29 protein-coding genes and 1 tRNA gene are annotated in these 23,300 nt (G+C 68.5%); 6 read left to right on the forward strand and 24 right to left on the reverse strand.

Annotated features, from left to right (window positions below; translation table 11 throughout):
- Nucleotides 1-104: 104 nt before the first annotated feature.
- Nucleotides 105-710 (forward strand): hypothetical protein, encoded by a 606-nt coding sequence (locus DQW85_RS03900; protein WP_162794702.1) that lies wholly within the window; start codon nt 105-107, stop codon nt 708-710.
- A 15-nt stretch (nt 711-725) separates the two neighbouring features.
- On the opposite strand, the gene DQW85_RS03905 is transcribed toward DQW85_RS03900, so the two are convergent.
- The 10 genes from DQW85_RS03905 to DQW85_RS03945 form a co-directional block, all read right to left on the reverse strand.
- Nucleotides 726-2,021 carry a hypothetical protein gene (locus DQW85_RS03905; protein ID WP_162794703.1) on the reverse strand — a complete coding sequence of 432 codons (1,296 nt, stop codon included), beginning with the start codon at nt 2,019-2,021 and terminating at the stop codon, nt 726-728.
- A 178-nt stretch (nt 2,022-2,199) separates the two neighbouring features.
- Nucleotides 2,200-2,502: a DUF1416 domain-containing protein gene (locus DQW85_RS03910; protein WP_113699049.1), complete on the reverse strand. Its 303-nt coding sequence runs from the start codon at nt 2,500-2,502 to the stop codon at nt 2,200-2,202.
- Nucleotides 2,502-3,341, reverse strand: a complete 840-nt coding sequence (locus tag DQW85_RS03915) for a sulfurtransferase (RefSeq protein WP_113699050.1) — start codon at nt 3,339-3,341, stop codon at nt 2,502-2,504. Before DQW85_RS03915 ends, DQW85_RS03910 begins: the two co-directional genes overlap by 1 nt.
- Nucleotides 3,338-3,751, reverse strand: a complete 414-nt coding sequence (locus tag DQW85_RS03920; protein WP_113699051.1) for a DUF4395 domain-containing protein — start codon at nt 3,749-3,751, stop codon at nt 3,338-3,340. Before DQW85_RS03920 ends, DQW85_RS03915 begins: the two co-directional genes overlap by 4 nt.
- A 60-nt stretch (nt 3,752-3,811) precedes the next feature.
- Nucleotides 3,812-3,895 (reverse strand): putative leader peptide, encoded by an 84-nt coding sequence (locus tag DQW85_RS48095; RefSeq protein ID WP_420819145.1) that lies wholly within the window; start codon nt 3,893-3,895, stop codon nt 3,812-3,814.
- Nucleotides 3,896-3,927: 32 nt separating this feature from the next.
- Entirely contained in the window at nt 3,928-4,407 is a 480-nt protein-coding gene (locus DQW85_RS03925; protein ID WP_113699052.1) for a thioredoxin family protein, read from the reverse strand.
- A gap of 67 nt (nt 4,408-4,474) precedes the next feature.
- Complete coding sequence (locus DQW85_RS03930) at nt 4,475-5,287, reverse strand: anti-sigma factor family protein (protein ID WP_113699053.1); 813 nt, start codon at nt 5,285-5,287, stop codon at nt 4,475-4,477.
- Entirely contained in the window at nt 5,284-5,796 is a 513-nt protein-coding gene (locus tag DQW85_RS03935) for a sigma-70 family RNA polymerase sigma factor (RefSeq protein ID WP_113699054.1), read from the reverse strand. Before DQW85_RS03935 ends, DQW85_RS03930 begins: the two co-directional genes overlap by 4 nt.
- Nucleotides 5,797-5,833: 37 nt before the next feature.
- Nucleotides 5,834-6,499 carry an LmeA family phospholipid-binding protein gene (locus DQW85_RS03940; RefSeq protein ID WP_113699055.1) on the reverse strand — a complete coding sequence of 222 codons (666 nt, stop codon included), beginning with the start codon at nt 6,497-6,499 and terminating at the stop codon, nt 5,834-5,836.
- A gap of 124 nt (nt 6,500-6,623) precedes the next feature.
- Nucleotides 6,624-6,875 (reverse strand): MoaD/ThiS family protein, encoded by a 252-nt coding sequence (locus DQW85_RS03945; RefSeq protein WP_113699056.1) that lies wholly within the window; start codon nt 6,873-6,875, stop codon nt 6,624-6,626.
- A 174-nt stretch (nt 6,876-7,049) separates the two neighbouring features.
- Between DQW85_RS03945 and DQW85_RS03950 the strand changes: the two genes are divergently transcribed.
- On the forward strand, nt 7,050-7,742 hold the full coding sequence (locus tag DQW85_RS03950; protein ID WP_113699057.1) for a response regulator transcription factor: 693 nt from the start codon (nt 7,050-7,052) through the stop codon (nt 7,740-7,742).
- Between the two features lie 56 nt (nt 7,743-7,798).
- On the opposite strand, the gene DQW85_RS03955 is transcribed toward DQW85_RS03950, so the two are convergent.
- A complete protein-coding gene (locus tag DQW85_RS03955) occupies nt 7,799-9,640 on the reverse strand; it encodes a bifunctional metallophosphatase/5'-nucleotidase (protein WP_113699058.1) in 1,842 nt (613 codons plus the stop codon).
- 108 nt (nt 9,641-9,748) lie between these two features.
- On the opposite strand from DQW85_RS03955, the gene mshD reads away from it, so the two are divergent.
- The gene (gene mshD, locus DQW85_RS03960; protein WP_113699059.1) at nt 9,749-10,687 is read left to right on the forward strand and encodes a mycothiol synthase; all 939 of its coding nucleotides are present in this window, start codon (nt 9,749-9,751) and stop codon (nt 10,685-10,687) included.
- 112 nt (nt 10,688-10,799) lie between these two features.
- On the opposite strand, the gene DQW85_RS03965 is transcribed toward mshD, so the two are convergent.
- The 3 genes from DQW85_RS03965 to dcd form a co-directional block, all read right to left on the reverse strand.
- Complete coding sequence (locus DQW85_RS03965) at nt 10,800-11,804, reverse strand: inorganic phosphate transporter (protein ID WP_205314865.1); 1,005 nt, start codon at nt 11,802-11,804, stop codon at nt 10,800-10,802.
- A gap of 5 nt (nt 11,805-11,809) precedes the next feature.
- Complete coding sequence (locus tag DQW85_RS03970; RefSeq protein WP_113699072.1) at nt 11,810-12,427, reverse strand: DUF47 domain-containing protein; 618 nt, start codon at nt 12,425-12,427, stop codon at nt 11,810-11,812.
- A gap of 228 nt (nt 12,428-12,655) precedes the next feature.
- Complete coding sequence (gene dcd, locus DQW85_RS03975; RefSeq protein WP_113699073.1) at nt 12,656-13,231, reverse strand: dCTP deaminase; 576 nt, start codon at nt 13,229-13,231, stop codon at nt 12,656-12,658.
- A gap of 149 nt (nt 13,232-13,380) precedes the next feature.
- Between dcd and DQW85_RS03980 the strand changes: the two genes are divergently transcribed.
- A tRNA-Gly gene (locus DQW85_RS03980) sits at nt 13,381-13,454 on the forward strand.
- A gap of 103 nt (nt 13,455-13,557) precedes the next feature.
- On the opposite strand, the gene DQW85_RS03985 is transcribed toward DQW85_RS03980, so the two are convergent.
- The 10 genes from DQW85_RS03985 to DQW85_RS04025 all read right to left on the reverse strand — a co-directional run bounded on the left by DQW85_RS03985 (nt 13,558) and on the right by DQW85_RS04025 (nt 20,813).
- On the reverse strand, nt 13,558-14,901 hold the full coding sequence (locus DQW85_RS03985) for a tyrosine-type recombinase/integrase (protein ID WP_113699060.1): 1,344 nt from the start codon (nt 14,899-14,901) through the stop codon (nt 13,558-13,560).
- Complete coding sequence (locus tag DQW85_RS03990; RefSeq protein WP_113699061.1) at nt 14,901-15,107, reverse strand: helix-turn-helix domain-containing protein; 207 nt, start codon at nt 15,105-15,107, stop codon at nt 14,901-14,903. The genes DQW85_RS03985 and DQW85_RS03990 overlap by 1 nt, the downstream gene beginning before the upstream one ends.
- Before the next feature lies 1 nt (nt 15,108).
- On the reverse strand, nt 15,109-16,713 hold the full coding sequence (locus DQW85_RS03995) for a replication initiator (RefSeq protein WP_113699062.1): 1,605 nt from the start codon (nt 16,711-16,713) through the stop codon (nt 15,109-15,111).
- The gene (locus DQW85_RS44105) at nt 16,710-16,859 is read right to left on the reverse strand and encodes a hypothetical protein (RefSeq protein WP_162794704.1); all 150 of its coding nucleotides are present in this window, start codon (nt 16,857-16,859) and stop codon (nt 16,710-16,712) included. Before DQW85_RS44105 ends, DQW85_RS03995 begins: the two co-directional genes overlap by 4 nt.
- Nucleotides 16,856-18,280 carry an FtsK/SpoIIIE domain-containing protein gene (locus DQW85_RS04000; protein ID WP_113699063.1) on the reverse strand — a complete coding sequence of 475 codons (1,425 nt, stop codon included), beginning with the start codon at nt 18,278-18,280 and terminating at the stop codon, nt 16,856-16,858. Before DQW85_RS04000 ends, DQW85_RS44105 begins: the two co-directional genes overlap by 4 nt.
- 84 nt (nt 18,281-18,364) lie before the next feature.
- The gene (locus DQW85_RS04005; RefSeq protein WP_113699064.1) at nt 18,365-18,682 is read right to left on the reverse strand and encodes a hypothetical protein; all 318 of its coding nucleotides are present in this window, start codon (nt 18,680-18,682) and stop codon (nt 18,365-18,367) included.
- Nucleotides 18,679-18,945 carry a hypothetical protein gene (locus tag DQW85_RS04010; RefSeq protein ID WP_162794705.1) on the reverse strand — a complete coding sequence of 89 codons (267 nt, stop codon included), beginning with the start codon at nt 18,943-18,945 and terminating at the stop codon, nt 18,679-18,681. The genes DQW85_RS04005 and DQW85_RS04010 overlap by 4 nt, the downstream gene beginning before the upstream one ends.
- On the reverse strand, nt 18,945-19,397 hold the full coding sequence (locus DQW85_RS04015; RefSeq protein ID WP_113699066.1) for a plasmid replication, integration and excision activator: 453 nt from the start codon (nt 19,395-19,397) through the stop codon (nt 18,945-18,947). Before DQW85_RS04015 ends, DQW85_RS04010 begins: the two co-directional genes overlap by 1 nt.
- A 112-nt stretch (nt 19,398-19,509) precedes the next feature.
- Nucleotides 19,510-20,238: a GntR family transcriptional regulator gene (locus DQW85_RS04020; protein ID WP_205314866.1), complete on the reverse strand. Its 729-nt coding sequence runs from the start codon at nt 20,236-20,238 to the stop codon at nt 19,510-19,512.
- 293 nt (nt 20,239-20,531) lie between these two features.
- The gene (locus tag DQW85_RS04025) at nt 20,532-20,813 is read right to left on the reverse strand and encodes a hypothetical protein (RefSeq protein WP_113699068.1); all 282 of its coding nucleotides are present in this window, start codon (nt 20,811-20,813) and stop codon (nt 20,532-20,534) included.
- A 347-nt stretch (nt 20,814-21,160) separates the two neighbouring features.
- Between DQW85_RS04025 and DQW85_RS04030 the strand changes: the two genes are divergently transcribed.
- On the forward strand, nt 21,161-22,804 hold the full coding sequence (locus DQW85_RS04030; RefSeq protein WP_113699069.1) for a transcriptional regulator: 1,644 nt from the start codon (nt 21,161-21,163) through the stop codon (nt 22,802-22,804).
- Between the two features lie 3 nt (nt 22,805-22,807).
- Entirely contained in the window at nt 22,808-23,167 is a 360-nt protein-coding gene (locus DQW85_RS04035) for a signal peptidase I (RefSeq protein ID WP_113699070.1), read from the forward strand.
- The last annotated feature ends 133 nt before the right edge of the window (nt 23,168-23,300 follow it).

Consider the following 23,300-nt stretch of genomic DNA (forward strand, 5'->3'; position numbering starts at 1 on the left):
CCCTCCCCCCGTCTCCGGTCCCAACCCCAGGCCCGTCCCCGTCCCCGTCCCCGGCCCTGTCCACGTCACCGGCCGCGTCCCAGCCGCCCGCTACCCAGCCCTCCATGTCGGCTGCCCCTCCGCCGGAGCGGGAGGCCGCCGCGCCCCCGGCTCACCGTCGGAGAGGCCGGACGGCGCTGCTGGCCGCGACTGCCGTCGTGAGCGTGCTGGCGGCTGCCGGCGTCCACACCTTCGACGGCTACCTCTTCTACGAGAAGATGTCCTCCAACGGCAGCGGGGTGGTGGACGTGCCCGCCGGCCAGGCCGCCAAGGTCCGCGACATCGAGTGGAAGGCCACGGTCTCCCCCACGAAGGCGCCGCCGGACAACAGGCACGGCAGCGACGTCGCCTGGATGAAGATCGACATCCGCCAGAAGGTGCTCGCCGAGGGCAGCGCCACCATGACCGCCGCGCCCCTGGACATCAAGCTGCACGACCGGGCGGGCCGCACCTGGGCCGTCGAGCTCGCCGACGCCGACCGGCCGACGGATCGGCTGGAGGTCGGCAAGGAGTACGTGCTGGAAGGCCTCGCGGTGGTGCCCGTGCCGGTGGTGAACGAGGTGGAGCTGTCCTTCAGGCCCACCGACTACCGCTCGGACACGCCGACCGCCGACCTGTTCAAGCGGAAGAACGTCACCCCGCCCCTGGACACGCTCCGGTTCAGGCGCTGAAGGGGCTCTCGCGGATCAGCTCGTGAACGCCTGGCCACGCAGGCGGGCCCGGGTGGCGGCGAGGTCGAAGGTCGCCGCCAGCAGGGCCATGGTGATCGCGGCCACCACCAGGTCGCGCACGAACGACACCGGCGCCCCGAGGTAGAACCAGGCCCACTCGACCTGCGAGCCGATGATCGTCCGCACCGCCCGGTCGGCGTACTGGGCGCCCACGGCGACGGCCGTGTAGCACAGGCACATCATGCCGAACAGCGGCGCGCCGCCCCTGATGATCAGCCGCAGGGAGTTGACCAGCGGCACCCAGCGCTCCTGGAACCCGCCGGTGACACGGTTGACCGACCGCTGGGTGAGGTCGTGGCTCTGTTCGAGGCGCTCCACGCCGCGCTCGAAGCGGGTGCCCCTGACCATGGTGCGGGTGTCGTCGGCGTACGCGCCGAAGACGAGCATCGCCACGGTGAGCCAGGCGAGCGGCACGGCGACGGCGCTGAGCACGATCGGCCACACCTCGCCCACCGCGGCGCTGACCGCCTCGAAGCCGGGGATGTTCTTCTTGGCCTGCTCCAGCAGGTCGTGCGTGCCGGCGACGACGGCGCGGTGCTCCATCCAGTCGGAGCGGGCGCTCGCGATGGCGACCGTGGCGTTGAGCCCGTAGAAGACGAAGGCGAACTCGGCGAAGGCCGCGGCGAATCCGTAGAACCTGCCGTTCCCCTTCTCCACCAGCTTCGCGAACAGTGTCTTCAGCCCGAACGCGACGGCCATCGTGCCCAGGGACACCCGCCAGTCGATGTCGATGAAGCTCCGGCCGACCTGCGAGTCCTCACCGAAGAAGGCGGCGTCGGTCAGCTCGAGGAAGTGATGGAACATGTCCATCCGCACGAGTTCCCGCGCGTCCTCCGTGTGGAAGCCCCAGGCCATGTAGAGCACGGCGAAAGCCGGGGCGACCCGGTCGAGCGCCTTGAAGAACTGCTCGTCCGCCGCCCCCTCCGCCGCACGGGCGCGCATCTCCCACAGGGCGCCGCGCAGGCTGTGGAGCATGCCGGTGATGACCGTCATAGCCGCGAGCACGACGAGCGTGAGGAGCGTCATCGTGGCGATGAGGCGTACCTGCCGGAGGTCACCGTAGGCGACCTCCGTCGCGCCGTACAGCAGCCCGAACCGGACCACCTCACCCGCCGAGAACCACAGGACCAGCGCGAGCCCGCACCTGCCGAGCAGCCGGAGGGCGTGCAGGGGTAACGAGAACGGCGACGGCATCCTCTGGGCCGGCGACGGCGCAGGTCGGGGTGGTGCCACGACTGACGAACCTGACATCTGGTGAATCGTAGCGGTCCGCCCGGAACGCCGCAGCAGACGGCACCGACCTGACGTCTCGGCGTAACTCGGCGTTCGTCACATCACCGAGTCCGCATTGCTGAGACCGCATCACCGGGAACGCCAAAGGCCCACGCCGTGTCCGGCGCGGGCCCGTCGCATGCCTGCCGCGGCGACGTCAGACGGCGACCGCCAGCTGGGACACCTCGCCCAGCCTGGCCTCGACGTGGACGTCCTTGGTGACGCCGCCGCCCGCGATGATGCGGACGGTCCAGTCACCCGGAGCCGCGAAGAATCGGAAGACGCCCTCGTCGGACACCACGACCTCACCGGTGAACTCGCCGGAGTGGTCGAGCAGCCGGGCGTAGGCCGTGTCGGCGCCGGTCACCACGCCCTGGATCACCGCCTGGTTGGACAGATCGACCCCCGCCGGCAGCGCGATCGTCTGCTCCGGCGCTCCGCATCCTGGTGCCGTGCTCATCAGCGGGCCTCCCCCAGCTCGATCGGCACGCCCACGAGCGAGCCGTATTCGGTCCACGAACCGTCGTAGTTCTTCACGTTGGACTGGCCGAGCAGCTCGTGCAGCACGAACCACGTGTGCGCGGAGCGCTCGCCGATGCGGCAGTAGGCGATGGTGTCCTTGCCGAAGTCGACCCCGGCCTCGCCGTAGAGGGTGCGCAGGTCGTCGTCGGTCTTGAACGTGCCGTCGTCGTTGGCCGCCTTCGACCACGGGATGTTGCGTGCGGTCGGCACGTGGCCGGCGCGCTGCGCCTGCTCCTGCGGCAGGTGCGCGGGAGCCAGCAGCTTGCCGGTGAACTCGTCGGGCGAGCGGACGTCGACCAGGTTGAGCTTGCCGATGGCCCCGACCACGTCGTCGCGGAAGGCGCGGATCGCGGTGTCCTGCTCGCTGGCGGAGTATCGCGTCTTGGGGCGCTCGGGCACGTCCTTGACCAGCTCGCGCGAGTCGAGCTCCCACTTCTTGCGACCGCCGTCGAGCAGCTTGACGTTGTCGTGGCCGTAGAGCTTGAAGTACCAGTAGGCGTAGGACGCGAACCAGTTGTTGTTGCCGCCGTAGAGCACGACGGTGTCATCGTTGGAGATGCCGCGCTCGGACAGCAGCGTCTCGAAACCGGTCTTGTCCACGAAGTCGCGGCGGACAGGATCCTGCAGGTCCTGCTTCCAGTCGATCTTCACGGCGCCACGGATGTGGCCCTTGTCGTAGGCGCTGGTGTCCTCGTCGACCTCGACGAGGACGACACCTGGCGTGTCGAGGTTGGCCTCGACCCAGTCGGCATCCACCAGGACGGCGGAGCGGCTCATCGGTGAACCTCCAATTTGGCGGCGGGCAGTAGACGGCGAATGAGCAGATACGTTTCGCAGCCAAGGCAGAATCCGAAGGCTGCGTTGAGGAAGGCGGCCAGAAGGGCCCCGGCCGTGGCCACGAGGGCCAGCGGTGTGATCCCGGTGAGGTATCCGACCAGACCCGTGACCGCGAAGACGAGCCCGACACCCTGCGCGAAGCGCGGCGGGCGGGCGTCCTCGGTCTCCCCCGGGGCGCTCCTGACGAGCGCCTTGAAGAGCATCCCGTACGGCGGGCGGCCGGCCAGTCCGAGCGCGAAGACCACCGCCTGGACTGCGAGCAGCCAGACGCTCCCCGTCACCAGGACGAGGGCGAGGACCAGGGTGGTGATGGCCGCGCCGAAGCGCAGCGCTCTAGGGTCGGCACGCATCGAGGGATGCTCCTGAAGACTCGGGTTTGGGGCGGACCAGAAGTCCGCGCGAGACCGTCCTCAGGCAGCCCGACAGAGCGCGGTGGCCACGCGGCAGAAGTCTACCGCGCGCCGCTTCGTCAGCAGCCCTGTCGATGGGTTCATGGGAAGGACACTACTCGGCGTCTCGCCATCTGTCACATCTCGTCCGGGTGTTGAGACAGTTCATGAGACGGAGAGGGCCGCTCCGGTGGCAGACCCGGGACGGCGTCCGCCAGAACGGCCAGCACGTCGGCCTTGCGCGGCTGCCCGGAGGCCCGCTTCACGATGGTCCCGGCCGCGTCGAGCACGAGCACCGTCGGCGTGCGCGTGATGTCGAGCTCGCGGACCAGGTCGAGCCGCGACTCGGCGTCGATCTCGACGTGCGCCACCCCGGGCACGAGGACGCTGACGTCGGCAAGGACGCGCCGGGTCGCGCGGCACGGCTGGCAGAACGCCGTGGAGAACTGGACCAGCGTCGCCCGCTCTCCCAGGGGCGCCCGCAGCACGCCCTCGTCCAGGGCCTCGGCGAGACGGTCACCCGCCCGCTCGCGCATGCGTCCGTCGCGGCGCAGCCGTACCACCCCGATCCCGCAACCGAGCGCCAGCGTCGCCAGCACCACCCACACACCTGTCATCGCCTCAGGTTCAACCACGGGAGGGCCCGGTTGCTTCCAGCGGGACGCCCGCGGGGTGGGGCGCTGATCACTTGCGCTGGGGCACCGGAATGCGGACCAGGACCTTGCCGGACGAGTCGACGACGTCGAAGCGGGTGATGGCCGACATGGGGATTCGCGTCTCGCGCTCGTAGACCAGGTTGTCCACGTACGTCTGGGGGACGACGGTCCAGCTCTCGGTCATGTCGCGCCGCCCGTCGCGGCCGACCACGACCAGCTTGCAGGTGGTGCCGACCGGCACGCCGGACACCCGCACCGAGAGCCCGGTCCGGTCACGACCGGGGAACGCCGTCACGGTGGCGTAGCTCTCCGTTGCGTCGTTCTCCGCGCTGAACTCGCGGCCTGTCGCCTTGCGCGCGCTGGCGCTGGGGGACGGCACCGTACCAGGTCCGACCTCGCGCTTGAGCTCGGGCCGGCGCGCCTGGCCGTCCTGCGCGGCGAAGGGATCGTTCGGCTCGCCCGCGGGAGTATCCGCCGCGGGAGCCGAGGCGGCGGATGGCACGGGCGTATCGCGGACGACGGCCCCCCAGACGGCGCCGCCGACGGCCACCGCCGCGACCGAGGCGGCCACCGCCAGCAGGACGCGGCGCCGCCTGTGCCGCTTGGCGCGGGCGTTGCTCAGCAGCCGGTCGAGCACCTGGCTCGGCGGGCTGGCCACCAGTTCGACGTCGTGTTCCGACACCTTGCCGAGGAACGCCGAGACCCCTTCGAGCTCCACCAGCTCCGCGCCGCACACCTCGCACGTGGCCAGGTGCAGGTCGATCTGGAGCGCCTCGTCCGGGTCGAGCGCGCCCAGGGCGTGGGCGCCCAGCGCCAGGCGTACCTCCTCGCACGTCGTCACGGCGCCAGCCCCCGCTCCTCCAGAGCGAGCTTGAGCGCCCGCAGCGCGTAGTAGGTGCGTGACTTGACCGTGCCGGGCGGGATGCCGAGCGTGGCCGCCGCCTCCTTCACCGATCGCCCCCGATAGTAGACCTCCAACAGCACCTCACGGTGCTCCGGCCGCAGCGCGGCCAGCGCCTCGGCCACGGCCCACGACTCGACCGCGCGCTCCAGCTCGTCGTCAGCGGGGACGACGGCCAGCGCCTCGTCGCCGGTCTCCTGCGGGCGCGACCTGCGCGCGCGGTGCTGGTCGACGACGAGGTTGCGGGCGACGGTGAACAGCCAGGCGCGGATGGGGCGGTCGGCGAGCGCGTCCGGATGCCGCCAGGCCCTCAGCAGCGTCTCCTGCACCACATCCTCCGCCCGTCCGGGATCGCCGGTCAGTCGCAGCACGTAACCGTAGAGTGGCCCGGCGTGCTCGTCGAAAAGGGTCCGCACGAGCTCCTCGTCGGCGGTGCCTGCTGGACTCACACCCTCATCACGTACGGCGGGGCGGAGCGGTTCACGGTCATCCACTGAGCGGCACGTCACTCGCTTCGGCTGTGAACTCCAGACCGTCGGCCACGTTCCTCACCCCTGTCACCTTGACGTCGAAGGGCAGGCCGCCCTTGAAGGGTATGGTGTAGCTCACGAACTTCGCGAGCGCGTCGGGCACGCCCTGGATCTTCTCGGCCTGCAGCCTGACGCCGCCGTCGGCCACCACGACCCGCATCTCGGCGCTGAACCTCACCCGGTTCACCCCGACCGTCACCTCCCCCGATGCGACGAGCCGTTGCCCATTCCCACTGATCTTGACGCCGCGCGGCGCGTACTTGTCGATCGTCGCCCTGGTCAGGGTGCCGCGGACGACCAGCCGCCCGGCCTTGATGTTCGGCCGGTTCTGGATGATGTCGGCCAGCGGTGCGGTGACGTCGTGGGCGGTGCCCTGCAGGTTCTTGACCGGCACACCCCCGTAGGTGAGGGTGCCCAGGTCGAACCGTACCTCGGGATAGCGCCCGGACAGGGCCTGTGTGAGGAAAGGAATGCCCTCGATCGTCACGGTGGGCTTGCCGCTGAAGTCGCCGGCGGCGGCGATCCGGTTGGACAGGTCTCGCTCGACTCCGGCGACGGCCACGCGATCGACGACGACGAGGAGGACGACCAGCACGATCAGGAAAACGATCAGCTTGCGCATCGGGCTCCTGTCTCAAGGCGGGGATCGAGAGCTTATCGACTGGTACGCCTCATTCCCCGACAAAGCAGTCGATCACCCGTCGTACACCGAGCAGTTGATCACCCGCCGTTCACCGAGCAGTTGATCATCCGCCCGCGAACGGCGGCAGGATCTCGACCGTCGCGCCGTCGGCGAGCACCACGTCGTCATACGCCCGCCTGCCCACCGGAGAACCGTCCACCAGAAACGACGATCGGCTCACCACGCGCGCCAATTCGGTACGATCCTGTGTGATTTTGGTCATGAGTTCACCCAGGGTGGCCGCCTCGAACGGCTCTTCGGCCGTCCCGGCAGCGACCTTGGCCGCGGCCCAATACCTGACTTTTCCTGTAGCCATAGCACCCTCATACTCGGGTTCGCCCAGGTGTGGGGCATCCTTAACACCGTCGTTTCAGGTGAAGCGCCGTTCACCTGATGGACGCCCAATGGACGTGCCATTCCGTTGATATATCCTCGCGTACAGGACCTGGGCGATGTAGCCCCCGGGTCCTTGCGTGTTTGAGGAGGCCAAATGAGCAACCTGCTCCTGCTGACCAACGCCCTCGAGCCTTCCTCCGAGGTGCTGCCGGCGCTGGGGCTGCTGCTCCACTCGGTCCGGGTCTCCCCCGCGGAGGCCTCGGCGCTCATCGACACGCCGCCGGCCGACGCCGTGCTCGTCGATGCGCGCAAGGAGCTCGCACACGCCAAGAGCCTGTGCCGGCTGATCCGGACGACGGGCATCGACTGTCCTCTGCTGGTGATCGTCACCGAGGGCGGCCTGGCCGCGATGACCGCCGAATGGGGCGTGGACGACGTCCTCCTCGACAGCGCGGGCCCGGCCGAGGTCGAGGCGCGGCTGCGCATGGCCACCGGCCGCATCAACCTGGCCGGCGAGGAGGACGTGCCCGACGAGATCCGCAGCGGCGACCTGTCCATCGACGAGGCCACCTACACGGCGCGGCTGCGGGGGCGGGTGCTCGACCTGACGTTCAAGGAGTTCGAGCTGCTGAAGTACCTCGCGCAGCACCCCGGGCGCGTGTTCACCCGCGCCCAGCTCCTGCAGGAGGTGTGGGGCTACGACTACTTCGGCGGCACCAGGACCGTCGACGTGCACGTGCGGCGGCTGCGCGCGAAACTCGGCACCGAGTACGAATCCCTCATCGGCACCGTCCGCAACGTCGGCTACCGCTTCGTCCCCGACCGCACCGACCCCGCCCACGTCTGAGCCGCGCCGCTACGGGCCGAAGGCCCGCCCCTCGGAAGGAGCGGGCCTGGCGGGGGTCAGTCCACCACGGTGATGCGGTTCGTGGCAGGCGGGGCGACCGGGCTGTTCTTACCCATGAAGTCGACGAAGGCGTCGATGTCCAGCGGGCCGCTCCACAGGTTCGTGCCGTCCCGGAAGGCGAGGAACGCGTCGCCGCCGCCCACCAGGAAGTTGTTTGCCGCGACCCGGATCGCCTGCGTGTCCGTGACGGGCGTGCCGTCGATCCTGATGTCGGACACCTTGGATCCCCACGCGGCGGACCGGCTGTAGGTGTAGGTGAAGTTCGCCGAAGGCTGCAGGATCTTGGTGAACGCCTGGTTGTTGGGCCCGCCGGTGAACTGCTGCTCCAGCAGCGTCTTGAGCTGGGCGCCCGTCAACGTGACCACCTGCATGAGGTTGTTGAACGGCTGGACGGTGAACGACTCGCCGTACGTGACCACGCCGTCGCCCTCGCCGGCCGGTGATCCGGCGTAGGTGAGGGAGGCGCGCACGCCGCCCGGGTTCATGAGGGCTATCTGGGCGTCGCCGCCGGTCTTCGTCGCGGCGAGCTGGGCGTCCGCGATGAGATTGCCCAGCGGCGACTCGCCGCTTGGGGCGGCGACGTTGGACAGGTCCGCGGTGATCCGGCCGACCGGCTTGTTGGCGACGGGGGCGACGCGCTGCTTCCACGTGTCCACGAACGCGGAGATCTCCGGGTCCGGCGCGACCGTGCGGGTCACCACGTGGTTGTCGGCGACGACCGACGAGCGGACGACGTCGCGCGTGCGGACGTCCACGTTCAGGTCGACCTGCGTGATGACGCGGCCGAACGAGCCGCCCTGCGAGTAGAGGCGGTCACGGCCGGCGGGGTCCTTGACCGTGCACAGGTACGCCTGGTGCGAGTGGCCGCTGAGCACCATGTCGATCTCGGGGTCGACCTGGGTGGCGATGCGGTTGCCGACGCCGGGGACGGCGCTGCACGCGTCGGGCGACTGGCCGGGGTTGACCTGGTCCCCCTCGTGCACGAGCACGACCTGGGCCTTCACGCCCAGCAGCCTGAGCACCTTGGAGGCCACGTTCGCGGACTTGACCTCGTCCACGAACTTGAGGTTCTTGATGCCCTCAGCGGTGACGATGTTCGGGGTCGAGGTGGTGACCAGGCCGATGAAGCCGATCGGCACGCCGTTCATCCACTTGACGCTCACCGGCGGCAGCGCCGGGACGCCCCAGTCGGACAGCAGCTTCTTGACGTCGGCCTGGCGGCCGAGCGCGGCGAGCGCGTCCGTCCTCTCGCCCGGGTTCTTGAACAGGACGTTCGCGCCGACGTAGTCGTACTTGGCGCCCTTCCACTCGCCCGCCGGCGAGCAGCCGTCGACGGGGTGGCAGCCGCCCTTCATGATCCGGCGGAGCTCGTCGTATCCCTCGTCGAACTCGTGATTGCCGACGGCCGCCACCTTCAGCCCGATCTTGCCGAGGAACTCGACCGAGGGCTCGTCGTGGTAGGCCGCGGAGACTAAGGGGGTGGCCCCGATGAGGTCGCCCTGGGCGACCGCGATCGTGTTCGCGTCGGCGTGGGCCTTCATGTGGGTGGCGACGTACGCGGCGCCGCCCGCGTCCACCGTCCTGCCGTTCTCGTCGATCATCCGCCCGGAGGACCCGGTGGGCGGCTCGAGATGGCCGTGGAAGTCGTTGAGGGCGAGCAGGCGGACGGGGACGGTCCTGGCGGTGCGGCTCGCGTCAGCGTGGCTTGTGCCCGCGTGGCTTACGCCCGCCTGGCTTGCGCCCGCGTTGCTCGCGTCCGCCGGAACCGCGGCGAGCAGGGCCGGACCCATGGCGACGGCTCCGGCCAGCGCGAACCGGAGGAGGGTACGAGAGGTCATGGCCCAAGACGTTACGGCGGCAGTCTTTGCAGCCAATGTCGCAAAGGTAACGATTCGTCCGCCGACCCGCTGGCGTTATTTGCCAGTCGTACGCCTAGAGTTCGAGCTGTGACCGCAGAGGTGAAGATCAGAGAACGGCTCGATGACCGAGAAATCGCCCAGGTGCTGCACCTCGTCGAGGCGGCGACGGAGGCTGACGGCGTCCGGCCGCTCAACGAGCACGTGATGCTCCACCTGCGCTACGGCGGCGACCCGCGCGCCCGCTCGCTCCTGCTGTACGACGGAGACCCTGCTAGCGGCGGGGAACTGGCCGGATATGCCCACGTGGACCCGACGGACGAGGTCGAGGGGCCGAGCGGAGAGCTGGTCGTCCACCCGTCGTTCCGGCGCAGAGGGCACGGCGGGCGGCTGCTGCGGGCCGTACTCGATCTGACGGGCGGCAGGCTGCGGCTGTGGGCGCACGGCGACCACGAGGCGGCCGGAAACCTGGCCGCGTCGCAGGGGCTCCAGCGGGCGCGGTCGCTCTGGCAGCTGCGCCGCTCGCTGTTCGCCCCGCTGGCCTCCCACGCGCTGCCCGACGGGGTGCGGCTGCGCACCTTCGTGCCCGGGCAGGACGAGGAGGCCTGGCTCAAGGTGAACGCCGCCGCCTTCGCCCACCACCCCGAGCAGGGCGCGTGGACGCTCGACGACCTGCGGCAGCGCGAGGCCGAACCGTGGTTCGACCCCGCCGGCTTCTTCCTGGCCGTCCGCGACGAGCGGCTCGTCGGATTCCACTGGACGAAGATCCACGGCTCCTCGGAGCACGGTCACGAGCCGCTCGGCGAGGTGTACGTCGTCGGCGTCGACCCCTCCCAGCAGGGCACCGGCCTCGGCCGGTCGCTCACGCTGGCCGGCCTGAGCCACCTGCGCTCGCGTGGCCTCGCCCAGGCGATGCTGTACGTGGACGAGGCCAACACGGCGGCGATCAGGCTTTACGAGTCGCTCGGGTTCGCCCGATGGGACGTGGACGTGATGTACGCCACCACCCCGCCACCCGGCACGGCCTGACGTACGTCCTCGTTCCGTTCCTCGTTCCGTTCCTCGTACGGCGTCGCGGGGCAGTCGCGTGCGGCGGGGCGGGCGGCTCAGGACTCTCGCTCTCTCGCTCTCTCGCTCGCGGTTACTCGACCATCCAGTGCAGTGCGAAGTAGGACAGAGCGGCCACCAGCGCCGCGGCGGGGATCGTGAGCACCCACGCGGTCACGATGTTGCCCGCCACCCCCCACCTGACGGCCGACAGCCGCTTGGTGGAGCCCACGCCCATGATCGCGCTGGTGATGGTGTGGGTGGTGGAGATCGGCGCGCCGAACCCGATCGCCGCCCCGTACAGGACGATCGCCGCCGCGCTCTCGGCGGCGAACCCCTGCGGCGGGTCGAGCGCGATGATCCGGCGGCCCAGCGTCCGCATGATCCGCCACCCCCCGGCGTACGTGCCGAGCGAGATCGCGCCCGCGGCGGACAGGATGACCCACTGCGGGATCGGATCGTCCGGCGCCGCGTAACCGCCGACGACCAGCGCCAGGAAGATCACACCCATCGTCTTCTGCGCGTCCTGCAGGCCGTGGCCGAGCGCCATCGCGGCGGCCGACACGGTCTGCGCGTAGCGGAAGCCGCGGTTGGTCTTGGCGGGTTGCGCTCTGCGGAAGATCCAGTAAATTGCGATCATGATCGCGGCGGCGAGCGTGAAGCCCGTCAGCGGCGAAAGGATCATCGGGATGACGACCTTCTCCACCACGCCGTCCCAGTGGACGAGGCTGGCCGAGGCCAGCGCGGAGCCGACGAGACCGCCGATCAACGCGTGGCTGGAGGAGGAGGGCAACCCGAAATACCAGGTGATGAGATTCCAGACGATCGCGCCGATCAGGGCCGACGCCACGATCACCAGGCCGTGCGAGCCCTGCGGAGCGTCGATGATGCCCTTGCCGACGGTCTGGGCGACCTGGGTGCCCAGGTGGGCGCCGATGAAGTTCATCGCCGCGGCCATGAACAACGCCGCCCTGGGGGTGAGGGCACGCGTGGAGACCGAGGTCGCGATGGCGTTCGCCGCGTCGTGGAAGCCGTTGGTGTAGTCGAAGGCCAGCGCCACGGCGACCACGCCGATGACGAGGACGAGCGTCAGGTCCACCGGGCCTAGCTTTCCTTGACCGCGATCGACTCGACGGTGTTGGCCACATGCTCGAAGGCGTCCGCCGCCTCCTCCAGGGCGTCGATGACCTCCTTCATCTTCATGACGGTCAACGCGTCGTACTCGCCGCTGAACAGCTTGGCCAGCAACCGGCGGTAGACCTGGTCACCCTGGTTCTCCAGGCGGTTGACCTCGATCCAGTATTCGTTGAGGTTCTTCATCGACCGCAGTCGAGGCATGGCCTCCGCGGTCAGCTCGGCCGCCCGCTCAAGCACCTCGACCTGCCGCACGACGTCCTTGGGGAGGTGGTCGAGCTGGTAGAGGACGATGAGGTCGGAGGCGGCCTCCATGGCGTCCATCACGTCGTCCAGGTTGGAGGCCAGCCGGTAGATGTCCTCGCGGTCGAAGGGCGTGATGAAGCTCTCGTTGAGCCGCTTCATGATGGCGTGGGTACGTTCGTCGCCGGCGTGCTCGCAGGCGCGCATCTTCTCGGCCAGGGCTTCCCTGTCCGACCCGTCGCTGATGATCTCCACAAGGAGGCGGGATGCCGTGACCAGGTTGTTCGCCGAGTCGGCGAACAGGTCGTAGTAGCTGTCCTCACGTGGCGTGAGACGCAGGCGCACGTCGTTCTCCAGATGTGCGGGGATGGTCCGTGGCAAGAGTACGGGTAACCAGGAGAAATGCGAACTTCATGTCCCCTTCTCCTACTCGCTACCCTCCGTATGCCGCATAACACTGCCACTTCCGGTAACTTGATCTCATTTCGACCACCGACCCGCTGCCTTACCAGGCACCATCTTGACGACTTCCCCACCCAACCGCCAGCGGCCCCTCACCCGGCCGTCCCGACGTCAGACCTCGGTCCTGTGGAAGTCGCGGAACGACCTGGACGGCGTCGGCCCCCGCTGCCCCTGGTAGCGCGACCCGTACTTCTCCGACCCGTACGGATGCTCCGCCGGAGAGCTCAGCCTGAACACGCACAACTGCCCGATCTTCATCCCCGGCCACAGCTTGATCGGCAACGTGGCCACGTTGGACAGCTCCAGCGTCACATGCCCGCTGAACCCCGGATCGATGAACCCGGCAGTGGAATGCGTCAGCAACCCCAGCCGCCCAAGCGAGCTCTTCCCCTCCAACCTGGAGGCCAGATCACTCGGCAGCGTGATCACCTCGTACGTCGAGGCCAGCACGAACTCCCCCGGATGGAGGATGAACGGCTCGTCACCTTCGGGCTCCACCATGCGGGTGAGGTCCGGTTGCTCGATCGCCGGGTCGATGTGCGGGTACCTGTGGTTCTCGAAGACGCGGAAGAATCGATCGAGCCGCACGTCAATGCTGGACGGCTGGATCATCTCCCGATCGAAGGGATCGAGCGCCAGCCGCCCGGAATCGATCTCTGCGAGGATGTCACGGTCAGAGAGCAGCACGTGGAGCAACCTACCGCGTACACACCAGGCGAGCTCACCGACCACCCAGGCCAGGTCCCAGCCGGACGGCGATCGTGATCGGAGTTGCGGCGGATAGTGCTGAACTGGGCCGGGTTTCCGCTACAGTGGTTGTCGCGGCTTCGGCCGATGCGGGTGTAGTTCAATGGCAGAACATCAGCTTCCCAAGCTGACAGCGCGGGTTCGATTCCCGTCACCCGCTCCAACGACGAAAGCCCAGGTCATCCGATGGATTCGGAGCCTGGGCTTTGATCTTGTTCAGGGTTGTTGATCTCCGCGTGCCATTAGCGTGCCATTAGCGCTGGTGATCACCCCACGGGTGCCAGCACGCCAGGAGGGCCGTCCTCGTCATCATCGCGCGCCCTATCGTGCCCTATCAGGCGCTTGTCGATCGCTTCGGTGATGACCTTGTCAGCGCCTCTGACGGCGTGCTGATAGATCATCGCGGCCCTGACGTTGTCATGGCCCATGCGCGCCATGAGGTCCTTGAGGCCGGCGCCGGAGTCGGCCGCGATCATGTTTCCGGTGTGACGAAGGTCATGGAGATGCAGGTTCGGGACGCCGAGGGACCGCACGGCTTCCACCCATCCAGCGAGCTTGTTGAACCCGCTCCGCCGCATCGGACCGCCCTTGATCCCCGTGAAGATCAGCGCTCCTGCTTCCGGCTTGACGTAGATCCTGAGGTGCTCCCGAAGCGCGGGGATGATCGCTTGTGGGATGCCCACCACCCGCTTACCCGCCTTGGACTTGGGCGGCCCAAGAACCAGTTCCCCCGTCGAGCGCTCCACGTAGGCCAGGCGCACGCGCACCGTCCCCGCGTCGAGATCGAGATCAGCTCGGGTCAACGCAGTGATCTCGCCCCACCGCAGGCTTGCGAAGGTGGCGAGGAGAACGAATGCCCGGTAGCGCCGATCGCGCGTGCAGTCGGCCTGGCCCGTGTCGACCATGTGCCAAAGTGCCCGCTCGGCTTCCGGTCGCGTTGGGAAGATCTCTGGATAGGTGCGCATCTCGCCGTGCCGCTGGAAGCGTATGCGGTATCCCTCGCCCTTGTTGAGGCCCCGTATGCTCCCCACCGGTCGACGGCCGACTCTGTCAGCCAACTCGAAGACCTGTCCTACTGAAAGAACAGGGCGCTCATCGGCATGCTCGTCGCCGGCCCCGCGGATTCGGCAGGGGTTGCGCGGGATGATCCGGTCGTCCTCAGTGGCAGTCATCAGTACCGCGCGCAGCAGGCGGTACGCCTTGGCCGCCATGCTCACCGAGACGCCCTTGCCCAGGAGGTCGGCCCGCCACTGCCGAATCATCGCAGTCGAGAGCTTTCCGAGGGGGACGCTCCCGAGGTGCGGCGTGATGTGCTTTCTGAGCAGCCAACTATAGAGATCGACTGTCCGGGGACGCAGGCCGGGGCGCTGGTCGATCCAAGTTGCCGAATAATCGGCGAGCTTGATCTTCGCTCGCTCGGGGTCGGTCCACTCTCCGGCGAGGATCTGCCCCTCGATCAGAGTGAGCGCCCTGTCTGCGTCGCCCTTGCGCTCGTACGTCTCCTCCCCCGTCCTTGTGCGTCCGTCCGGGCCGGGGTACCGGATCTGGAACCGGCCCGAGGGAAGCTTGCGGATGTTGCCGAAACGTCGGTGGTTGTCCTTGTTCGCCATCAGGCGGCCCTCCCGGATGCGTCGAAGGTCGTCATGGGGGCGACGGTGCCCGCGACGACGAAGGCGATCAGTGCTGACTCACGAATGCGGACATGGCGTCCGACCTTGACGAACTCGATCCGGCGCTCAGCGATCAGGCGGCGAACGAAGCGCTCGGAGGTGTGCAACAGTTCAGCGGCTTCAGGGACGGTGTGCAGCTTCTCCATCTCAGGCCGCCTCCCTCATTGCCGAAAGATCTTGGCCGTCTGCTTGGGCCTGGAGTTGTGCCATGTGGGTGCGCCATCGTTGCCGTTCGGCGACCGAGCGGAGGAGGCGCATAGCGAGCGGAGGCACGTTGGCGTCTCCGGCCGGGACCGGCTTCCAGACGTAGCGGTGCGGGTCGGTCGGCTGGTCGGGTTGGCCGAGGGCTTCCAGCACCCAGGTACGGCGATCCTGCTTGTGCTCGGCGAGGGTCTTGTTGGACCACTTGCGGGAAACCAGGACGCGACGGCCCGCGTAGCCGAGATGGTCCGGCTTGTGAGCCTTGCTCCGGCACCGGCCGGGTGTCATCCCCGGCTTGGCGCCCTTGGGCTGGACACCGTAGCGCAACCAGTTCGCGCAGGCCGGCGAGCACGGCTCGAAGCGCAGCGCCTCGACCATGCGGGCGGCATGCTCACGTTGTGCTTGGTTGCCCGGGTCGAGGCTGTCGCCGAGAGACTTGGTCAGGTACTTCGACAGGTACCGGATGCACTGGTCGGCATCCGGCGTTCCGGCGAGCACGCCCTTGACGTCCACCTGGTCGCCGAAGCGCATCACGTGAAGCGGTGCGGCGTCCTCGTCGGCGCCGAGTTGGTCGAGCGCTTCGTCCCAGGTGGGCAGCACCTCGCCCGTGTCAGGAGCGAGGTAGCCGGCCCCGTCCTCCCAGACCGGCAGGCGCTCCCCCTCAAAGACCACCTCGTCGGCCGATGGCCACCACACTTGGTGGTAGGTGGCCGCCGCTATCTGCTTGACCTCCGCTCGGGGAAGGGTGCCGCGGATGGCCATGTGCAGGTGCGGCGCGAGTCGCTTCTGGGGCTCCACCGCGGCGAAGTACTGCACGTCATAGCCCGCAACCCGCCGGAGGTTCTGCACGAACCGATCCACCAGCTTGGAGAAGTGCAGGGCGTCCCGAGCGGCCCGCGCGTAGTTGTAGCTCTCGGGATCGGCCGGGACACCGTTCCGCACCTTGCCGTAGGACGGGAGGGTCAGAGTGACGAACAGCGAGGGGCGGTAGACTTTGCCGTCCGAGCTGGTGAACGTCCTCCCGAGCGTGGTTGGCGCCATCCGCCGTTTGGGCAGGTTCGGGGCGTCCTGCCGCCGCCTGGTCGAGCGGGTCCGCTTGGGCACGGTACGGCCGAGCACGTTGCCGCGCATGCCCGCCTGGTTGATCTCGGCGTCCACGCCCTCGATGGCGGCGTCCCAGTCGGAGGTGTCCTCCCCGAGGGAGTCGGTCTGGTCACGGCGTGCCTGAAGGTCGGCACGGAACTCCACGAGCCACCGCTGTTCGTCTGTTGGCTCGTCCGGGGTGATGGCCGGCTCGTGGTCGAGGTGCCAGCCCTCCCGGCATTGCGCTCTCCGGAGCTGCCGGTTGCGCTTGGCGCACGACGGACACTTGGCGTCCAAGGTGGCCCCGCAGGGCACGTCTACGATCTCCCACTGTCCGGTGTGGGTGTCCAGCCGCTTGAGCGGGACGGGCCGGATGCACACGCCGTACTGCTTGGCGACCTCTTCGGCCACCTCGCGAGTCAGGGGCATGGCCTGCCGCACGGAGCGAGGTAGGGAACGACCGGTCATGCAGCCCTCCCGTCGTCGGTGGTCACGCGCGCGGACTGGCCGCATTCGCGGCACTCGACCAGGGCGCGGGCCGGGTCGAGCCAGAGAGCGTTCAGGGTGTGGCAGACGGAGCAGCGCAGGCCGTCGAGGAAGTGGGCGAGCGTCATGCGGCCTCACCCCCGGTGAAGACGGCGACCATGGCCCGGATGTCGGTGTCGGAGACGTAGGCGGCTCGGACGCGGACGGGCTCGGGTGAGGTCTCCAGCCGCATGTAGGCCACGCCCGCGCCCAGCTCCGGGATGGGCGAGATGTGGTCAGCGAGGGCTCCCCGGTCGCGGGCGCCGTCGCCGAGGACCATGTCCACCTGCTCCGACTCGTCCAACCGGAGCGCGATCTTGTCCGGGAACAGGTTGCGGATGTTCATGACCTCCTTGCGCGGGTCCTGAAGGGCAGCCATGACACCGACACCGACCGAGCGGCCCTGCGTCGCCAAGGTCGCCAGGGCGGCGGAGATGCGTTGCCGGAGCTGCTTGTCGGGCTGGTAGGCGGTCAGGAACGCGACCTCGTCGACGAGCACCAGGACGAACGGGTCCTCCACGGTCGGCATGTGGGAGCGCTGGAGACCGGCAAAGCGAGCTGCCCGCTTCTGCATCATGCTGACGGCGTCGTCCAGCAGGTCGGCGCAGTCGGCTGGATCGGCCGCGTAGCGCCCGTGGAACAGCTCACGGCCGAACGACAGCTCCATCAACTTCGGATCGAGCGCCCAGATCTCGGCCAGTCCGGCCCGCATTGCCGGGAGCAGGCCGCGGATGGTGTCCCACAGGAACGAGCCCTTGCCAGCCCCGGTGGCGCCCGCGATCAGAACATGGGTGCCATGCACCTTGAGCCGCAGCGGTTGACCGTCCTCCTGCTTGCCGATCTCGACCGGCCCGACCGTGGGTTCATCCGGGATAGGGAGGGCCGGGATGGGAGCGGCGAGTGGATCGCTGCGCGGGAAGGTAAGCAGCAGTCGGCCGCCCTTGACGAGGGCGACACGGCAGGAGACGGCGCCGAAGCCCTGGGCGAGGTTGTCGGTGCGGTCGGTCCAGTCCTTGACCGCCTGTCCGCCGAGCATCCGCACGGTGAGCCGGTCGGCCCAACCGTCGCAGGTGACGCGGATCAGGCGCGGCATGTAGGCCCGGCCATGAATGCGCTTGGCCAGTCCGGAGACGTCCATGACCGCTTGCCAGTGACGCCGGTAGACCCACATCAGCCGCCACCAGGCCAGCAGCCGCCGGCCAACGAGCCGAGTGAAGGAGTCACGAGCGCAGAACGCCCAGGCGAGCAAGACGAGGACGACGAACCCGAGCACGGAGGCCGCCAACGGCCAGCCGTACAGCGTCCAGATCAGGCCGAGCGTGACGGGCACGGCGGAGGCGATCGGGTGACGCCAGAGCGTACGGACGAGTGCGACCAGCAAGCGCCAGCCGTAGATGATCAGGGTGAGTAGGGCAGGAGTCTTGAGCACGGCCGGGCGGAAGACGACGGCCGTGTCCGGCGTGGTGGTGACGAGGTTGCGCGCCTCGTCGCCAGGCAGCCGCTTGAACATAAGCTTGGTACCTCTCGTGAGTGAGATCAGGGGAGAAAAGAGGGCCGCCGGAAGTGGGCGCTTCTGGCGGCCCCGCCTTGCCTGTCAGGCCGCCGTCTTGGCGGTGGCCTTGCCTGTGGCCGACTGCTGGGTGTGCAGGCGCTCGCAGTCGGCCAGGTAGCGAGCGGCAGCGTTGAAGATCTCTCGGGCGGTGGTCAGGTCGGCGTCGGTGACGGGCCCGGCTCCCGTGGTGGAGATCGACACGTCCGCCTCCGGGGTGCCGAACGCCAGGTACGGGCGGCGCTCGTCGAGCACGTGGGCGCGGATGCGTACCTCGCCGGTGTGGAAGGAGACCGTCAGGCGCGGGCGCTCGTCCTGGGTCATCGACAGCGTGAGGTGGGTGTACGGGCCGAGGATGGTCATGCCGCCTCCTGGCGAGTGTCGGGCAGGGTGTGGAACGACGACTCCAGCGAGCGGGCGAAGCGGGCGGCCTCGCGGGCGAGCTGGCGGGCGAACTCGACGTCCTGGCCGGTCACCGGCCCGGCGGTGGTGACCAGGAGAAACGCGGCGCCGAAGTCGAGCGCCAGCACCGGCTCACCGTGCCCGTAGGGGTGGCGCAGAGTGCGGGCGGCGTGTCCGGTGGTCAGCCGGATCACGCTGGTTCGAGGGGTACGGCGACGGGTCATCAGGTGACGTCCTTTCCGGCCGGAGCCTTGCTCGCAGCCGCCTGAGCGGCCTGAGCGGCCTGGGTGGTCGGGGCGGTGGTGCGGGGTGCGTGCATCTCGCGGACCTTGATCGAGTAGGCGAGACGGCCGGCGGCGTTGACGTACGGGGTGACGGACATGCCGTCGAACTGGACCGGCGTGAAGGGCAGGCCCGGCATGGGCGCGGGCGGTACCGGCTGGACCGGGCTGAAGATCTTGACCGCGACCGTCTTCTGGGCGGGCTTGAGGGTCGGGTCACCGTCCATGACCGCGACCTGCCAGACCAGCTCTTGGGTCTGCTTGTCGCGGGCCTGCACGAACCGGCCGCCGGTGGAGGCGTCGAAGTCCTTGACGGGTTCGACCTCGCCGACGATGTAGCAGCCGTGTGGGAAGACCATGGTGTAGGTGACGGGGATGGGGCCTTGCAGAGCCATAACAGCTTTCCTCTCTCGACTGACAGGCACTTGACCTATCAACTGCTTCGAGCATAGAGAGAGCCCGCTTGATAGGTCAAGTGCCTATGCGGGCTCTGTCGGAAAGACTTCCCTAACCGATCGGATAGGCGTCCTCCAGCTCATGCCGATCAGCCGGAAGCAGCACCTCCACCACGACTAGGGGACGGCCAGAGGCCAGCACCTCCACCACGACTAGGGGACGGCCAGAGGCGTCCCGGACCGCTCCGAACACGGCGAGAAGCGGCACGTTCTTGGGCATGGCGAGCTGCTTGGCCTCATCGGTGGTGGGCATGCGTGCCGTGATCTGCTCGACGATATGATCGAAGCGGACACCCTTGCGGGAGCGCAGGTGTTCACGGATGCCCTGGGGCAGCGGCTCGCCGCTGGTCAGGTCGGTGCCCTCCGACAGCTCCAGAGGTAGCCACAGCGACACCAGCTCACTTGGTTCACCATCGCGCAGGACCAGGCGCCGGCGCAGGAACGCCTTGCTCTTGGGTCGTGCATCCAGCAGCGCCGCCACGCGGTTGGGCAGGGCGACCGCGCCCGCCTCGACCAGCTCGCCGGGTGCGTTGGCCTCCGGGTTGGTCAGGTACGCCTGCCCCGGGCGGTTGGGTTCCACGGACGCCATCGCGGGTCGGCCGCGCACGAAGCGGCCCTTGCCCTGCTGGGACTCGATCCAGCCCTGCTCCCGCAGCACGCGCAGAGCCGCGACCACGGTGGGCCGGGAGACGCCGAACTCTTGGATGAGCTGGTGCTCGCTGGGCAGAAGAGAGTCGGGCGGGTAGGTTCCCGACTCGATACGCCGTTGAAGGGCCTGCACAAGCTGGGCATACTTCGGCGGCACGGACTCTAGCGACATTATGACCGTCCAACACCCGACAGGTTGTTTTACCAAGTTTGAGCGTATCCTGGCCGACGCCGTCTGTCCACGCCCCTCCACAGAAGACGAGCCGTCCAGAAGAAGGCCCGGCAGACAGTCGGTGGAGGGATCGGGGGCGACCCTCACAGGGCGTGGCGGTGACTGCCTGCCGGGATGAAGACGCGACGAGGCGAGAGGAAAGCCACACGAACCCCTCCGGCCGAGGGCCGTCACCGCCTCGCCGCGCCCGCCCGCTACTTGGCGACGTACTGCGCCAAGACGCTTGCCGCACCCTCCACGTCATCGACCGGATGACGCTTCTCGGCGTTCTGCCAGGAGTAGTAGGCCCCGCCATAGCCGACGAACACCCACACCGGCAGCCCCGGCTCAGGCCGGTGCACCATGAGGGCACTGTTGTTGTCCCGCAGTTCGGCGTTGACACCCAAACCTACGAGCTTGTCGCGCAGCCGGATCAGCGCCTGACTCTCGCCCTCCTGGGCGAGGCCCGCCATGGCTGCCAGCATCACCGAGTTCATTTCCCGCTCCCTTCGGCCCGGCCGCTTCCGAGGCAGTCGAGACACTGCCGCTCCCCTCTTGGACCCTCCTCGCCATCGCTGCCACCGATCAGGAGCGCGCGGCGCGAGTCGCGCAGCTTGATTCCGCGTCCCCGGCATGCGGGACAGGGCGTGGTCTCGCTGTTCTCGTCTGGCCGGGTCACCGTCGCCATCTCCTCGATTCATCCGGCGTTCCCTGTGTCGGGAGGCCGCTTCACGTACCTTGTTGGTTGATGGCAAGTCCACCGGCCAACGGAGCGCGACGGGACCCCCGCACGGCCCCCTCTCCGCTCCCCTCTTGAGTCCCCTGCCGAGAGGAATGTCGATAGATGCCCGACAAGGCGCCGAACGCCCCGCTCCGGGCATGGCGCAATGCCAGCCGGCTCACGAGAGTCGAGATGGCCGAGAAGATCAACGCCACCAAAACCGGCATCGCCGAAGCGTTGGCATGTGATGCGGAACGTGTCCGCCGCTGGGAAACCGGAGACGTCCGGTGGCCGAGCACGGTCTACCGCCTGGCCTTGACTCAGCTCACAGGCAAGACGCCAGAGGATCTGGGCTTCATCCGCGCCCAACACGACGAGATCAGGCAGGCCCCTCAGGGAACCGCAGAGCTCTCGCAGACATCCACGACCACGACCAATGGCAACAGCCCTTCACGCGCTGACGAGATCGAGACACGACTTGCCACCGACGAGAACATCACCGCCGCCCTCGTCTGGCTCGACCAGCAAGCCGCACGGCCAGCCGGCAACAGCCGCCGACAGGTCGCCAACCGTCTCGTCGACCTAGACCCTCGACACCTCCGCGATCGTGCCCAGCTGCGCGGCCGGATCGGGCGCGACCAAATCGCCCAGGCTCTCGTTGCCTACTACTCCGGTGCCGCCGACGCAGGCTTGAGCACCTACCGGATTGGCACCAATGGCGATCTCGTCGCCACCAGTCTGCTCACCACGCGTGAATGGCTCGATCTCGGCTTCCCGCTCAACACATCTCACCCCGACTTCAGCCTGACCAACGCCACCGGCCCACAACTCCCCATGGACGAACTACGCTTCGACGCCGCAGTGGAATGCCTGGCCGAGGCCCTCATCACGAACCGCCGGATCGTGAACGCGCCGCTCTACCGCATGACCAACATCGACATCGGTCCCGGACAGATCAACGCGGGCTTTGCCATGTCCGAGTTCGTCCACTACGCCCTGTCCATGGACCTCCTCGAACGAGAGCTCCTCGACGCGATCGTGGACCGCCGACCGATCCGCCCAGGAACCCTCCCCCTGCGCGATCACTACTTGCCCGACATCGACAGCATCACCCGACCGGGTGAACGGCTCTGCGCCGGGGGACCCCTCGCTCTGTGCGCCATCGCGCGCCCAGGCACCCGAGCCCGCCAAGGACGCCCGGACTACGTCATCCTCGTCCAGGAACGCTCCGGCAACGTCCTCAACGCCGCCCAGAAACTCGCCGTCATCCCCAAGGCATTCCACGAACCTCTGGCCGACTTCGGCGAAGACGTCTCCATCGCCTCGACGCTCGAACGCGAGATGGAAGAAGAACTCTTCGGCCGAAACGACGTCGACTCCACATTCGGCGGCCAACTCCATGCCGACCCCATGCATCCCAGCCGTCTGTCTGCGCCGATGGCCTGGCTGATGGAACGCCCCGATCAATGGCGCCTCGAATGCACTGGCTTCGGCTTCAACCTCGTCAGCGGCAACTTCGAGTTCGCCTCACTCATCGTCATCGACAACGAGGAATGGTGGACCCGATTCGGCGGCCACATCGCCGCCAACTGGGAATCCAGCGGCATGCGCCGCTACTCCACCCTCGACACGGACCTGATCTCATCCCTCCTCCGGGATTCCGCATGGAGCAACGAAGGCCTGTTCGCCCTCTCCGAAGGCCTCCAGCGACTCAGCCAAATCGGCGGCAGCCGCGTGAATCTACCGACCATCAAAGTGGAGCTCTGACCTATGGCCGACAACTGGTACACCGGCAACGCCACCGACGACGCCGACCAGCACCGCGGATGGCTTCTCGGCCACTTCATCGACCCCACTGCCGGCAACATCCGCTCCACCGGAGACCTTGAGGTCAAGTGGGGCCTCCACCCCGCCGGACAGCAACGCCCCGAATGGACCGCAGACGACCAGCGCACCACCTTCCTCCTCCTCATCCAAGGGCGCTTCCGCCTCGACCTCACACTCGGCAGCACAGTGCTGGAACGCCAAGGCGACTACGTCGTCTGGGGACCCGGCATCGACCACTCCTGGCAAGCTGAAGCGGACTCGATCGTCCTGACGATCCGCTGGCCATCGGTGCCGTCAACGTAAGACCCGTGACCGAGGCGCTGAGAGCAGCGTGCGCATTGCCGAATAGCGCTCATGAGGATCAAGCGGCGGCGCGGCGCGCCGCCGTACGCCCCGCTCCGGCGTCCCCGCGCCGCGCTGCGGCCTGGGGGCCGGT

The sequence above is a fragment of the Nonomuraea lactucae genome (genome assembly GCF_003313395.1).
Taxonomy (GTDB): Bacteria; Actinomycetota; Actinomycetes; order Streptosporangiales; family Streptosporangiaceae; genus Nonomuraea; species Nonomuraea lactucae.